We start from the raw sequence: 14,437 nt of genomic DNA on the forward strand, positions 1-14,437 counted from the left end.
CGGCGTCAGCTCCCGGCCCGGGGGATCCAGGTGCGCATGACGGAGGACTTCTCCGGCGCGGATCGCGGCGTCTCGACGGTGACGGCGACGTCGGCGACCTGAAGACTCTCCAGGTCCCGGAGCCTGACCTGGCCGCGATAGACCAGGTAGCAGATGCCCTCATCGGGGACCAGCACCAGGGTATCCAGGACCGGATCGAGCCGTTCCACGCGGGTGGGGACCTCCTCGATCGTGGCGGCTCGCCCCTCGCGCAGCCTCGCCTCCAGCCATTCGTCCGGAGGGGACTCCCAGAGCGTGACCGCGACCCGTGGCCGCAGCGCCGGCAGGCGGAACTGGAAGTCGGAGTCCGGCGACATGTTCCGCAGCTCAACCTCCTCGTCACCGCGAAGGTATCCCGCCACCTGGAGATCCGGGTGGGCGCCGTTGAAGAATCGGTAATCGAAGTCCGCCGGCAGCCCGACCTGGCGCTCGCGGCCCTCCGGCGCCGGGCTGGGCGTGCCCGCCATCGCCAGCCGCGGGGACCAGCCGCGGCCGTAGAAGCCGAAGCCGACCGGCCCCGGGTGCGAGCTCCAGGTCCGGATGGGATCCTCCGGATCCTCGATGTTGGGCAGCGGCTTGCCGTCCAACGACTCCGGCGTCTTCTTGCCGGCGAACCCTCGCCCCGCCAGGTTCGCGGACGCGTAGAGCGCGGCGGATTCGTCGATGCCGCCGAAGGCCCTGTCGTAGACGACGTCCATCCGCTCGAACGGAGCCGGCTTGCCCATCTCCGGGAAGATCGCCAGCCGCGAGGGGAACCGCCAGACCCGGTCGCCGTAGACGTGGATGGTCCTGTCCAGGTGCCCGACCCGGACGCCGATCCCGAGCGGCGTGTCCGGATCCTTGCCCCGCGGGAAGTACGCGGCGCCCACGACCACGACATCCGCCCTGGGCTTGAACGGCACGACGTCGCACTCGAAGCGGACGGTCCGGATCGACTCGTCCTCCCACGGGATGTCGGCGGAGAAGATCGGGAGCTGCTCCGGCGCGATCGAGGCGACCGCCCCGTGCTTCGTCGGCATCGAGCAGGTGATCTTGACGATCACCGTCAGGCGGGGGACCCCCTCGAACCCCTCCCACATCATCGTCTGGACCACGAATTGATCGGGACTCAGGGCGGCCGCGGCGGCCGATGGTCGCCCCGTCGTCGGATTCGAAGGCGCAGGCGTGGCCGCAGCCTCGAGCGGCGGAGCCTCGGGATCGATCGCCGGCGCTTCCGCTCCCGCGGGCGAGATCGCGGGCCCGGCCGGGGCGGAGGGTTCGCGACGCATCCCCTCGCTCGAGACGGTCGCGAGCTTCCAGCCCGAGTTCTTCCGGCGCGGCGGCTCGGCAGGGGGGCTCTCCGCGACCACGACCCGGAACGTGGTCCGACCCGCCTGGATGAGATCCCCTTCCTTGAGGGGAGCGGAGCCGTCGACCTTCCTGCCGTTGAGCGTGGTGCCGTTGCTGCTGCCGAGATCGCGGACGCGAATGTCGGCGCCGGCCCACTCGATCGCGAAGTGCTCCCGCGAGAGCATGGGGTCGTCGGGGATCGAAAGGTCCGCCTCGTGCGATCGGCCGACCTTCGCCGAGCCGGCCCGTTCGACGGCGAGTTTGCGGGCCCGCCCGCCCGCATCGGTGAACTCGAGGGTCAATCGCATGGGGGCACGCCCCTGGCCGCCGCCTTCAGCAGGCGCGCCCGCTCCGCCGCCGTCGCGGGCGTCCGGTGGAGGCTCTGCGGTCGGATGGCCGGCGGCGATACCCCGCGAGGGCCGAAGGCGATCTCCCTCGTCTCGGGGAAGCGAGCCCCCTCGAGGTGGCATTCGGCATGCGAGAAGGTTGCGACCGAGGCCCAGTACAGGTCGGCCCGACGGAGGTCGCAGCCCGTCGCCCGGGCGCCGGAGAGGTCCGCGCCGACGAGGTTGGCGTCGGAGAGGTCGCAGCCCTCGAGGGTCGCCTCCCGCAGGTCGGCGAACTCGAGGATCGCGCGCGGGGCCTTCAGCCCCTTCAGGATGGCCCGGGCCAGCGTCGCCCGTTCGAAGCTCGCGTCGACGGCGCGGGCCCCGCTGAAATCGGCCTCCGAGAAATCCCCGAGCCGACCGGACGCCGCCCCCATGTCCGTTCGCGCCAGGATCGCGGCCGAGGCGGCGGCCCCGGTGAGGTCCGCGCCCATGAGATTGGCGCCGGAGAGATCCGCGCCGACGAGGCAAGCCTCCGTCAGGTTGGCGCCGGAGAGGTCCGCGCCCACGAGCCGGACGGCCACGAGCCTGGCCCCGGCAAGATCGGCCCCGCTGAGATTCGCCCCGGAGAGGTCCGCACCGGAGAGGTCCGCACCGCGGAGGCACGTGGCCGCGATCGTGCAGCGGCAGAGCCTCGCGCCGCGGAGGTCCGCGCCGGTCAGGTCGCACTCGCCGAGCTGTGCCGCCTCCAGGTTGGAGCCGGAGAGGTCCGCCCCCCGCAGGACGGCTCCCGTCAGGCTCGCGCCGGCGAGGTCCACGCCGGCCAGGCTGGCACCGGCGAGGGCCGCCCCGTCGAGCCGGGCACCGCGGAGCCGGGCGCCCGGGCCTAACCCGGGAACGGCCGGGCCCGGCTCAGGATGGTCGTCGCGCTCGCTCATGTCGCCTCCGAGGCGTCGGGGCCCGACGCCGGATTCTCGTCCCACGGCCCCGGGACCTCGAGCTCACGGAGCCGTCGCTCGATCTCCTTCTTGCGTCCGAAGGCCCGCTGCTGGCGGAGTCCGAGCGCCCGCTGCTCCTGCTGGAGGGCCCGGACCTCGCCGGCCCGGGCCACGAACTCGGGGTCCGTGGGGCTCTCGCGGGCGATCTCGTGGAGCCGCGCGGAGAGCCCGGACATCTGCCGGAAGAGCTCGATACCTTCGAGGCGAATTTCCTCGAGCTCGGCGAGCAGGGCTTCGGATTCCGACATGGCACTCCTCCTCCCGATCGAGATGGCCTCAGTGCACCGGCAGCCAGAGCCCGCTGCCGGCATCCTGGCGGAACATCCGGATCCCCTCCATCAACCGGGACTGCTCCGGGTTGGGCTCCGGGACGGGCGGCGTGTACGTGTTGAGGTTGTTGGCGTCCGCCTCGACCTGGGCGGCCCGTGCCGGGTCGCTCGTGTTGGCGGGAGTGCAGCCGTTGGTCCACCAGTCATTCTGCGCGTTCCGGAGGTGATCCTGGAGCGTCCAGTACTGGTCGTAGTGCGAGGCGATCGTATTGGCCTGCCCCGAGCCGCCGCCCGCCGGATCCCCCGGATTCCGCGTCAGCGGCATCCAGCCGGTATTGGCGTTGAACTCGTCGATGCGTTGCTTCAGCCCCTTGTGGTTGGGGACCTGCGTGCCGGGGTGCGGCGCCTGGACCGGATTGGGGGGATGATGCTCGGTGTTCATCGCGTTGTCCATCCTCTTGAACGCGTCGTCGCATTCCGCCCGATAGCAGGTCAGGCCGAGGGGATCGATGGCGTTCACGGGGTCGTCCGCCGCGTACGAATAGACGCTCCCCGCCGGATAGAAGGCGACCGGGTCCGGCGAGATATACCGGCGCAGGGACGGATCGTAGTCGCGATGACGATTCCAGGCCAGGCCGGTCGCCCGGTCGAGATACTGCCCCGGGAAGAGCCGGCCGCCGACCGCGGGCCGGTCGAAGCCGGCGGGGAGGACCTCTTCCACGACCGCGCCGGCCTGATCCACGAGCGCCTGCGGGGAGCCGACGTGATCCGTCACGTATCGCTTCGAGGCCCCGCCGTGGGCCAGGGTCGCCGGCTGGAAGCCCCCCGGCGTGTGCGCGTGGGTGATGAGGCCGTCCGGGCCGGACTCCGCGACGATCCGATCGCCCCACCAGGCGTACTCCGTCGTCCGCCCGTCGCGGACGGAGGCGATCCGCCTATGGAATGCGTCGTAGAGGAACTCGGTGGAGGTGCCATCCGGATGATCCACGCGCGTCAGGAGGTTCTCGTAGTCGCGGTGGAATTCGGTACGCTCCGTTCCCCGCTCGATCCAGGCGAGGTTGCCGACCGCGTCGTAGCCGCAGCGGATCTCGCCGGCCGCCGTGAGCCGGTCGCCGGGGGCGTACTCGTACCGGTCGCGGTCGTGCGACCGCACCGGGTTATCCCCCGCGTCATAGGCGTACGCCTCCAGGACCGCGCCGTCGCGCTCGACCGACTCCAGCCGGCCGGCCCGATCGTAGCGGTAGTTCGTGGTCGCCCCGAGCCTGTGGTCGACCACCGAGGCGACCCGCCCTCCCTCGTCGCGCCGGTACTCCCGGTCGTGGAGGACCTCCCCGCGGAGATCGATCACGCGGCGATGGTCGAGCAGGCCGGTGGCGCCGTACTCGGACCGCTCCGAGATCCCCGCCGAGTCGAGCACTTCCACCGCGACACTCCGGGCGTCGTGGCGGAACTGGAGCACCCGCCCGGCCGCGTCGGCGAGCTCCACGAGCCGGCCGCGCGGGTCGTAGTCGTACGAGGCGATCCGGCCGTCGTCGAGGCCGAGCCCCCGGCGCCGGCCCCCGGCGTCGAAGTCGTGCGAGAGAGTCCCGGCCGCCTGGACCTCCTTCACCGCGCGGCCGTCGGCGTCGTACTCGATCTCGACGAGGCTCCAGGGGCTGGCCGCGGCCGTCATCCGGCCGGACGGGTCGTACGAGAAGGTCGTCTCGCGGCCGTCCGGATGCCTCCTCGCGGTCAGCCGCCGCATCGCATCGTACTCGAAGGTCAGGCGGGTCCCGCCCGGATCGCGGACGGCCGTGACGTACCCCTGGGGGTCGAACTCGAAGACCTCGGCACGCCCATCCGGATAGGTCATCCGCTGCGGCCGGCCGAGGCGATCGTGGTCGATCGTCGCCCGGTCTCCGCGCGGGCCCGTCGCGGCGACCAGGCGTTGCTCCGCGTCGTATTCGTAGCGGTGGACGCGGCCGGCGGCGTCGGTCGCGGAGAGGAGCAGGCCGAACCGGTCGTAAGTCCTCTGCTCCCGGTAGCCCATCGGGCCGAGGACCTCGAGCGGCCGCCCTTCCGCGTCGCGGCGGAAGCGGACGACTCCGCCCCCCGGGAGCCGGATCGATGCCGGCCGGCCGAGGATGTCGAGGGACCAGGAGGTCGTCCGTCCCGCCTCGTCGGTGTACGCGACCAGCCGGCCGAACCCGTCCTGCTCGCAGGTCGCGAACCCGCCGAGCTGATCCTCGTAGCGGATCGTCATCCCGTCCCGTTCCCGCCGCACCCGGATCTGCCGGCCCCCCGGCTCGACGATCCGCTCCACCCGCCCCCGAGCGTCGTACGAGTGGGACCAGCGGCGTCCGAGCGGCGACGAGAGCGTGAGCTGATTGCCGCGTTCGTCGTACTCCGCCTCCCAAGCATGGCCCTCGGGGCCGATGGACCGGATCGGCTGGTTCATCTCGTTGAACTGGACGACCGTCGCGGCCCCCGCGGCGTCGATCGTCGTGAGCGATCGGGTCGCCGGGTCATAGCTCTCCAGGTGGATCGGGCCGAGCTCCTCGTCCTCCGAGTAGATCGGGCTGAAATCCGCGGCGAAGAAGGTCCGCTTGACCTGCCCGAGCGCGTCCACCTTCTCGTAGCAGAGGTCGGCCTCGTTGAACCGATGGAGCGTGCCCCAGCCTTCGGAGTCGACCAGCAAGGCGGTCCTCCGCGCCGGGTCGCGTTCCAGGCCACGGTAGCGGATCCCGCCGTCGAGCCAGGTGGCGACCGCGCGGCGATCCCGATCGTAGGCGTAGTACCGGCTCCCCCCGGATGGGTTGGTCTCCTGGACCAGCAGATGATCGTCGTACTCGTATCGACGCACGGCGCCGGACGCGTCCCACGCCGCGACGAGGTCCTTCCGGGAGTCGTACTCATACCGGGCCAGGACCACCGGGTCGACGTCCGCGACCCGGAGCGTGATCTCCACCAGGAGGCCGCGCTCGTAGCCGAGCGCGAACCGGCGGCCCCGAGAGTCCGTCGCGCGGACCGGCCGGCCGTCGTCGTCGCGGTCGAAGGCGATGACGTTGCCGTTGAGGTCGCCCAGCGTGCGGAGCGGCCAGGGATCTTGCTCGCGGGCCGGGGCGGCGAACTCCAGGCGGCGGCGGCCGGCCGTGGTGACGATCAGGCCCTGGGCCGTCCGGAGCACCCGCATCGCGCCCAGGGTCTCGCGCCCGAACCAGGTCTCGCGATCCAGGGGCAGGGGGCCGCGACGCGCGACCTCCACGCCCCCCTCGAAGAGGATGGCGACGTCGCCCTCGACCCGGGCCCACCGCTCATGATCGGAGGACCAACCCCAGCCGAGCGGCCCGAGCCGCCCCGAGTCCGACGCGTAGGTCCTGAGCATGTTGAACGGCATCTCGCCGCCGAGGAGGAACTCCCGGGCGGCCTGCGTGACGACCCCCGTCGCGACGTTGACACACATGGCGGCGACTCCCTCGGCGACGCGTCAGGTGCACGTCGAGCAGGCCCTGCCCCCGCCGCCGCCACCGCCGCCCATGCCGATCAGGACGGTGAATTCGCCGACGACGATGTTGTTGGGAGGCGGCAGCGGGATCAGGGCGCCGGGCTCCATGACGATGTCGCCCACGCGGGCGGCCGGCTTGCCGCCGATCATGCAGATGCCGGGTGCGCCGTCGGGGATCGGGGTCGTGGCGCCCGGCCCGTGCGGCGTGCCCGAGCAGGCCGGAGGGGGGGCGTTGGGGATCGGGCAGGTATGCTGGTCGCCGATCCTCCAGGCCGGCTTGCCGCCGATGAGGACGGTGGGGCAGGGTGCCCCGAGCAGGGGGGATCCGTGCTGCGTCGTGTCTCCCAGCCTGGCCGCCGGCTTGCCCATGGTCCGTCCTCCCTCCCTCCGCCCGAATCGAAGTTCAAAGCCCCGTCGTCTCGACCACCCCGATCACCCGGAACATCCCGCCGCGCGCCATCCCCGGGGCGTCCCGCGGGTCGACGAGCTGGACCCGCTCGCGCCCCGAGAAGCGATAGGTCCGCCCCGTCGCCGGCCCGGCGACCGCGACCGACGGGCCCCCCTCATAGCGGAGCCTCACCCGATGGGCCCGGCCCATCGAGATCGCCCCGCCCTCCCCGCAGCACCCCATCGTCCGCCTCCTCACGCCACTCGAAGGGCGGCTTCAGCCATTCGTCGATCAGGGCGACCACCCCCGCCAGCGCCGGCCAGGCCACGAGGACCTCGGCGAATCCCCCGCCCACGAAGAAGGCCATCGGCAGCGCGATCCAGGCGCCGGCGCACTTCACGCACCCAAGCGGCCCCGCCAGCGGCCCGGCGGCGGCACCCGCCCGGAGCCGCTCCATCACGCCCGCGGGCCCGGCCTCGCGGACGGCCAGGAAGGCGAGCCGCCAGGTCGCCAGGCCGGCCAGCACGAATCGGAACGCCGGGTGGAACGGATCGGGAGATTCCATCGGTCAGTTGATCTTCACCAGAGAACCCTTGATCGTGTTGATGCCCGAGGCCTCGGCGTTGACCATGGCCCCCTTCATGAGATTCTTGGCGCTGGCGTCCGACGTGATGTTGGGGGCCTTCTCCTCGATCTTGGTCGAGCCCTCGATGGTGATGCTCGTCCCCTTGATCTCGATGGTGCCGCCGCTCTTCATCGTGATGCTCGCCGACCCGGTCTTGAGGATGATCTCGTCGCCGGCGTCGATCGTCAGCTTGTTCTTCACGCTCAGGTTGTCGTCCTTGCCCACCGAGGTGTCGCGCTTGCCCCCGAGCGTGTACTTGCCGTCGCTCGCCACCGTGACCGTCTGGGTCTTGCCGACGGTCTGCGTGTGCTTGCCGCCGTAGCTCTCGGTCTGGCCTCCGCCGACGCTGACCGCCTGGGCGGCCCCCACCGTGATGGTCTGGGCGGCCCCCACGGTGACCGCGCGGAGCCCCCCCACGGTGATCTCCTGGGCGGCCCCCACGGTGATCGACTCGTTGATGCCCACCATCCGCGTCCGCGTGAGGCTGACGGTGATCGACTCGTTCGAGCCGACCGTCTCGGTCCGGTTGGCGCCGATGGCGATCGTCTCGTTGGCCCCCACCTTCTCGGCCCGGTTCACGCCGATCGTGATGGTCTCGTTGTTGTCGACCGTCTCGGTGCGATCGTGTTTGACGTGGGTCGTCTCATCATGATCGATGGTCTTGGAACGATCGTGGCCGACGGTGTGCGACTCGTCGTTCTCCACCGAGATCGACTGGTCCTTCTCGGCGTGGATGGTGATCAGCTCCGAGCCCTTCTTGTCCTCCAGGCGGATCTCGTTGAAGTTGGCGGCGGATCCCCCCTTCGAGCTCCGCGACTTGATGCCGCTCTGGGTCATGTTGGCCGGCAGGGCGTAGGGGGGCATCTGGTCGGCGTTGTAGACGCTGCCGACGATGATCGGCCGGTCCGGATCCCCCTCCTCGAAGGCGACGATGACCTCCTGGCCGACCCGAGGGATGTGGACCATGCCCCACTGCTTGCCGGCCCAGGGCGTCCCCACGCGGATCCAGCAGGAGCTGTCGGCGTCGTGCTTCCCCTGCCGGTCCCAGGGGAACTGCACCTTCACCCGGCCGTACTTGTCCGTGAAGATCTCGTCCCCGGCGTTGCCCACGACGACGGCCGTCTGCGTCCCCTCGACCGTGGGCCGAGGCGTGCTCCGGGCCGGGCGGAAGGGGAGGGCGGACGGGATGCAGCGGAAGGCGTTCTCGTACGACGGGGTCGCCTCGCTGCCGGAGACGTAGGCGTCGCCCATCGAGGCGTCGTGCGAGACCTCGGTCAGCACGTACGAGCCGTCGGCGTTGAAGTGGCGATCGAGCGTGAACTTGTGGCCGGCCGTGAGCTGCCGGCAGGTGCTCCGGCCGTCGACGACGAGCGCGGGGGCCGTCTCCTGCTGCATCCGGATGGCGGCCGTCCGGCCGTTGTCCTCGTAGATGTTCTGGATGTCCGCCGCGCGGTCGCCGCCGCCCGGGGCGACGCCGTCGAACCGCTGGGCGTAGGCCCCGGGGTAATCGTAAAGCTCCAGGCCCTCGCTGGCGGCGACCTTGAGCTTGTGGGAGACCTTGCCCGCCTGGACGGCATCGAGCGTGGGCTTGACGGCCTCCAGGTTCTTGCCGGGGAGCTCGAAGCAGTGGTCCCAGAGCGTGACCTTGGCCGACCTCAGCTCCTGGGTCTTCTCCCACGAGAAGACCCGGTCCTCCTCGCGGAGCCCCCCCTCGGCCTCCTCGTAGATCAGCTTCGTGTCGCCCGGGACGTCGTCGTGGCTCTGGGGCGTGTCGGCGACCACCATCTGGTGGCCGCCCGCGGAATGCTTGAAGAAATAAAAGATCCCTTCCTCTTCCATGAGCCGGCCGGCGAAGTCGAGATCGCTCTCGCGGTACTGCACGCAGTAGTCCCGCGCCTTGTACGTCCCCTGGAGCTGGTACGCCACGTCGAGCCCGGTCAGCACCTTCTTGAGGATCTCCGGGACGGTCAGTTGCTGGAAGATCCGGCTCTGCGTCCGCCGCGTCAGCAGCCACGCCTTCGGCACCAGCTCGGCGTGATACCGCGTCAGGAATCCCGGCCCGAGCGCCGAGGGGAGCCGATGACCCTGGCTGAACCGGCTGATGATGCCATTGATGTATCGGGGCGTCTCGTCCGCCATCAGGAAGGAGACCGTCGCCGACTGCCCGAGGACGCCGTCGAAGGCGATCTCGGTCTCCGACTCCGCCAGCATCTCGAGCCGGAACGAGAAGAGCTTCGAGACCGATTCCACCCCCGAGACGGCCTGGAGCAGCAGGACATCCTCGCCGAGCGGGGTCTTCACCGCGATCGGCCTGTGGGCCTGGGTATACACGGGCATGCTGGTCGTCTCCCTGGCGTTATGATCCGGACCGGCCCGCCTTGCCCGAAGGAGCCCGCGTGTTCGAGGGCGGAACGCATTCTGTCAGGAAACCCGCGCCCGTTCAACATCCGCGGAGCCGAGCCCCGCACAGGTTCCGGCGTCATCCCGGAGCCCTATCGTCGAAAGTACCCCGGACCGGTCACGAGACTGGTCAGCCTCGTGTCCGATTGGAATCGCGTTCACGTGCCGCAACGGAGAGGAACGTCCAGTATACGGCGGCAGGTCCCGAATCGGGACACCTTAATCCCACCGGATTGCGCGACTTGCCGGCGGAGGCCGTCGATCCCGTTCGATTCATTCGCCGGGCGACCTGGCGAGCTCCTCGGCCTCGCGACGAAGCCGGGCGAGGAAGAGGCACTCGGAATGGTGAGCGGGCACGGCCCGCGAGAGCCGCTCGATCGACTCTTGGGCGTCGCTCCTGAGGCCCAGGCGGGCCTGGGCGATGACGGCCAGGCACAGATGAGGGGACTGCCGGGCAACCTCGATCGGCAGGTCCGTGGTGACCAGCCGCAGCGCGTCCTCATCCTTCCCCAGGGCGATGTCGGCGCGAGTCAACGCGATCCTGGCGACCTCATCGGTCGGCGAGGCCGCCAGGATCGGCGCCGCGGCGGCGACGATGCGCTCGGCCCGCCGACGGTCCAGCCGAAAGGTCCGGGCTCCGTGGCGGAGGAACGCGTTCTCGCGATCTCCACCCGAATCGTGCAGGGCGTCCAGCCGTTCGTCGAGCACCCGGAAATCCTCCAGGGCTTCCGCCTTCTTGCCCTGGGCCAGCCGGATCTCCGCACGAAGCCGCCAGGGGACGAAGCGCCGCTCGGCGTGGGCGTACAGCGCGGGATTCGCGGCCGCGATCCGCTCCGCAAAGTCGACGGCCTGCTCGGCCCAGAGTTCGGCCCCCGGCAGATCCCCCAGGTCCGCCCGGATCGTCGCCAGCCCCGTCAACCTCGCCGCCTGCTCATCCCAGAAAACCAGGTCGTCCGGGAGATCGCGGATGAGGCGGGCTCCCTCGTCCACGCCTCGCATCGCTTCGGAGTCGGCCTCGTCGAGCCGGCCATTTGCGTGCAGGCTGGTCGCCAGGCAACCATGCGCCAGGGCGAGGTTTCGCCGGTACATCGGTTTGCTGTCCGACGACGCCACGAGCTGGTCCGCCAGATGGGCTGCCTCCTGAAGATGAGCCATGCTCTCGAAATACTTCGACTCCGCGAGAGTCCGTCCGAGGTTGATCATCTGGGCAATCATCGCGTCGCGGTAATCGGGCTCGCCCGGGTAATCGCCGGCGAGCTTGTTCACAACCTCGCAGGCCTCGCGATGGAGTGCGATCGCAAGCGCACGATCCCTGGGGGCGACCGCCCGGCCATAGGTCGCCAGGGCTCGGAACAGGTCATAGCGGATATCCGGTCGATCGGGGTGTGCCTCGGCTTCCGTGCGGAGTCGTGCGATGGAGCGCCTGTATTCGTCGAACGCGGCTTCGCGTCGACCCTGGCTCTGGTTGGCACGGGCGACCTGGAAATGGGCCAAAGCCTGGCCGTAGAGCAGGTCGGTCGGCGCCGCTGTCCTACCCCAGTCGCGGACGATCCGATCGATGCCCTCGGCGAACCGGGAGGACAGCTCCCGGAATTTCGGCGTGATGATCCCCCCGTTGCGTCCTTCCTGTTCGGCCGCGACGGCATAGTCGCGGGTCAACTGGACGAGCTCGTCGTTCTTCCGGTCCACCTGCCTGGCATAGTCGCTCAGCCTGCGGTTCATGCCCGTCAGCACGACCAGCGAGCCGACCAGGACGGCCAGCACGGGGATCACCACCGCCGCCACGCCGACGCGGTGTTGCCAGCCCCAGCGGGCGGCCCGCTCCGCCGGGGACGTCCGGCGGGTGGTGATCGGCTTGCCTTCGAGGAAGAGACGCAGGTCGTCGGCCAGCACGCGTGCCGAGGAGAGTCGCCGCTCGGGGGCCGGCTCCATGGCCTTCTCGACGAGCGTGATCAGGTCTCGCGGCACATCCCGGCGGAAATGTCGGATCGGCGTGGGAGGCTGGCGGAGGGCCCGCGTGCAGATCTCCAGCGCCGAGCCCCCCTCGTGCGGATCATGCCCGGTGAGGAGGAAGTAGAGGAGGCCGCCCAGCGCGTACACGTCCACCGGCTCGCTCTTGCATCCCGGCCCGCCCGCGATCTGCTCCGGCGCCATGTAGCCGGGCGTGCCGGAGAGCCGGCCGACCTGGGTCTGCGTCGCCGGCCGGGGATCGCGGACCGAATGCGCCAGGCCGAAGTCGGCCACCATGGGGCGGCCGGCCCCGTCCACGAGGATGTTCGCCGGCTTCAGGTCGCGATGGATCACCCCCTGGTCGTGGGCGTACGCGACCGCATCGACGACCGGGAGCAGGATCCGGGCACACTCGCGAGGCGTCGCCAGGGGCTCACGAGGCCGGTCGTTGAGCGTCGAGCCGTCGACGTACTGCATGGCGAAATACGGCTCGCCCCGCTCCGTGGTCCCGGCGGTGTAGAGCGTGACGATGTTCGGGTGCACCAGGTCGGCGAGCGCCTGCCGCTCCACGAGGAACCGCCGCCTCGCCCGCTCGGAGACCGGCCCCCGGATGACCTTCAGGGCGACCGGCCGCCTGATGCCCTCCTCGCGGGCGAGATAGACGACCCCCATCCCTCCGGGGGCGATGACTCGCTCGATCCGGTAGGGGCCGATCGGCGTTCCCGGCGGATACGAGTCGACCGGCCCGGGGGCGTCGGGGATGGTTTCAACCAGGCCCGGCTGCTCGACGGCATCCGGCCCCGGGTCGGTCGGAGGCAAGATCCTCGGCGATCCGCCGGCGCCCGCGACGGTCTCGCGATCGAGGAGGGATTCCACCGCCGCAATCAGCTCGGGCTGCCCGGCGCAGCGGCGATACAACTCCAGCCGACGCCGGGACGGCTCCAGGTCGAGGAGATCGAGGTAGACCCGGATACTCTCCCTGTCCTTCGGAGCGCTCATCGCCGTTGCCCCCCCCAGCGCCACCGCCGCCTCGCGACTCGCCCAGCGGACGGGCATCGCCACGCCGCAATTCCTCACCCTCAATGACGAGAATCCCGCGGTGTCTGAGCGAGGAAGCCTGCCGTGCGAGGCGAGCCTTGCGGTCCCCTCCTCGCTGAGTCGGGGAGGGGCAGGGAGAGGGGTCAACCACCGCCGGCCGTCATCAGGATCTCAACGGGCCCCGCCGATGTCCAGGTCCCGCCGAAGCCAGACGCGGGCCACCGCCAGGTACTTCTCGATCGTCCGTGACGACAGGCATAGCACGTCGGCCGCGGCCGACACCGAGAGGCCCTCGATGCAGCAGAGTCGAAAAGCCCGGGCCGCCTTCGGTTCGGCCCGATCGAGCCGCTCGAGCGACTCCTCGAGCGCGTCCCGCATCCGGACCTCCGTCCGTACGGCCTCCGGACGCGGCCCGCGGCGATCGACGAGCGGGAAGGTCACCTCCTGCAGTGAGATCCGCGCGAATCGTCCCGATCGCTTCCGGGCCTTGCGCGTCCTCAGCCATTCGACGAGCGAATCCCGGAGCGCCCTCCGCCCCGACCTCCAGACATACCGCGGATCGGGATGCTCGGCCACGCTCTGGCAACGAAAGAGCCGGACCGCCGCCTCCCCCACGAGGTCTCCCGACCAGAGCGACCCCGCCGCCCCCCCGGCCTGATCGAGCAATCTTCGGGCCTCCGGTCTGAGCATCAGGAGCACCGCCGCCAGCCGATCCCGGCCCTCGTTTTTCCCCAGCTCGAGCCCACTCTCCATCGAGCTGCCCCCCTCGCGGAAAAAAATCAAGAGAAACCGTGCGCCTCTCGTCCGCGTCTGTCGGAGATGACTCTTGACGGGGCTGGAAGTCCGCCCCATCGCTCCCAGGCTGCACGCAGTCTATCAGAAAGGCGGCGCGATTGCACGGGGGAGATAAACGAATACAGCAGTCCCAAGATCATGGAGAAAATGTCATGAGTTCGCGATCATCCTTGGCACGACTTGCGGTAGTCACGCTACTAGCATCCTTCCTCCTGGCAGTCGCCCGGACTCGAGCGGATCTAATCAGCCTAGATCCCATCGCCGACACTCGGATTTTCACGAATGCTCCCGACGTGAATGATGGGAGTGACATCCAGATTGGCGTCTACTCGAATCAAACAGGGATCAATTCCATCCAGAGGACGCTCATGCAGTTCGATCTATCGGCCATACCGCAAGGGAGTATCGTAATCTCTGCACATCTTACATTGTACACATACTTGATCTTTAATGATCACTACAATGTATTCGGGAAGCCGATGGAGATTTATCGACTGACGACTGCCTGGTCGGAATACGAGGCAACGTGGAACCGGCCCAATGCCGATGGACCGCTCTGGAACGGCGGTGACTATGCAGGTACGACGAATCAACCTGATGTCGCGCCCTACAGCACCAACTCTAGTTCTGGTGCACTTACGGGGATGCCGATTACTTGGAACATTACCAGTCTGGTTCAAGATTGGGTTTCCTCGACTGTGCCCAACTTCGGTCTGCTGCTTCGTAGCTACGAAGGGAACTATCAAGAGTTTGCGTCCAGGGAGTTTTCTAACGCCCAACTGAGAGACTATCCGGA

The 14,437-nt window shown here is 69.7% G+C and carries 11 protein-coding genes; 1 reads left to right on the forward strand and 10 read right to left on the reverse strand.

The genetic code is table 11. From position 1 onward, the window contains the following. Positions 1–5: 5 nt before the first annotated feature. The 10 genes from G6O54_RS31825 to G6O54_RS31870 form a co-directional block, all read right to left on the reverse strand. Positions 6–1,676: a DUF2169 domain-containing protein gene (locus G6O54_RS31825; RefSeq protein ID WP_165233097.1), complete on the reverse strand. Its 1,671-nt coding sequence runs from the start codon at positions 1,674–1,676 to the stop codon at positions 6–8. Beyond that, positions 1,667–2,632 carry a pentapeptide repeat-containing protein gene (locus G6O54_RS31830; RefSeq protein ID WP_165233100.1) on the reverse strand — a complete coding sequence of 322 codons (966 nt, stop codon included), beginning with the start codon at positions 2,630–2,632 and terminating at the stop codon, positions 1,667–1,669. The genes G6O54_RS31825 and G6O54_RS31830 overlap by 10 nt, the downstream gene beginning before the upstream one ends. Next, on the reverse strand, positions 2,629–2,940 hold the full coding sequence (locus G6O54_RS31835) for a hypothetical protein (protein ID WP_165233103.1): 312 nt from the start codon (positions 2,938–2,940) through the stop codon (positions 2,629–2,631). Before G6O54_RS31835 ends, G6O54_RS31830 begins: the two co-directional genes overlap by 4 nt. 28 nt (positions 2,941–2,968) lie before the next feature. After that, entirely contained in the window at positions 2,969–6,403 is a 3,435-nt protein-coding gene (locus tag G6O54_RS31840) for an RHS repeat-associated core domain-containing protein (RefSeq protein WP_165233106.1), read from the reverse strand. Between the two features lie 24 nt (positions 6,404–6,427). Then, positions 6,428–6,814: a PAAR domain-containing protein gene (locus G6O54_RS31845; RefSeq protein WP_165233109.1), complete on the reverse strand. Its 387-nt coding sequence runs from the start codon at positions 6,812–6,814 to the stop codon at positions 6,428–6,430. Positions 6,815–6,848: 34 nt separating this feature from the next. Next, positions 6,849–7,025, reverse strand: a complete 177-nt coding sequence (locus G6O54_RS31850) for a hypothetical protein (RefSeq protein ID WP_165233111.1) — start codon at positions 7,023–7,025, stop codon at positions 6,849–6,851. Continuing rightward, positions 7,009–7,398: a hypothetical protein gene (locus G6O54_RS31855; RefSeq protein ID WP_165233114.1), complete on the reverse strand. Its 390-nt coding sequence runs from the start codon at positions 7,396–7,398 to the stop codon at positions 7,009–7,011. Before G6O54_RS31855 ends, G6O54_RS31850 begins: the two co-directional genes overlap by 17 nt. Before the next feature lie 3 nt (positions 7,399–7,401). Further along, on the reverse strand, positions 7,402–9,795 hold the full coding sequence (locus G6O54_RS31860) for a type VI secretion system Vgr family protein (RefSeq protein WP_165233118.1): 2,394 nt from the start codon (positions 9,793–9,795) through the stop codon (positions 7,402–7,404). Positions 9,796–10,131: 336 nt separating this feature from the next. Continuing rightward, positions 10,132–12,864, reverse strand: a complete 2,733-nt coding sequence (locus tag G6O54_RS31865) for a serine/threonine-protein kinase (protein ID WP_250847185.1) — start codon at positions 12,862–12,864, stop codon at positions 10,132–10,134. 153 nt (positions 12,865–13,017) lie between these two features. Continuing rightward, positions 13,018–13,599, reverse strand: a complete 582-nt coding sequence (locus G6O54_RS31870; protein ID WP_165233123.1) for an ECF-type sigma factor — start codon at positions 13,597–13,599, stop codon at positions 13,018–13,020. A 194-nt stretch (positions 13,600–13,793) separates the two neighbouring features. Here G6O54_RS31870 and G6O54_RS31875 point away from each other — a divergent pair. Next, the coding region (locus tag G6O54_RS31875; RefSeq protein WP_165233144.1) for a DNRLRE domain-containing protein at positions 13,794–14,437 on the forward strand (644 nt) is incomplete at its 3' end.

The organism is Aquisphaera insulae (genome assembly GCF_011064615.1).
GTDB classification, from domain to species: domain Bacteria; phylum Planctomycetota; class Planctomycetia; order Isosphaerales; family Isosphaeraceae; genus Aquisphaera; species Aquisphaera insulae.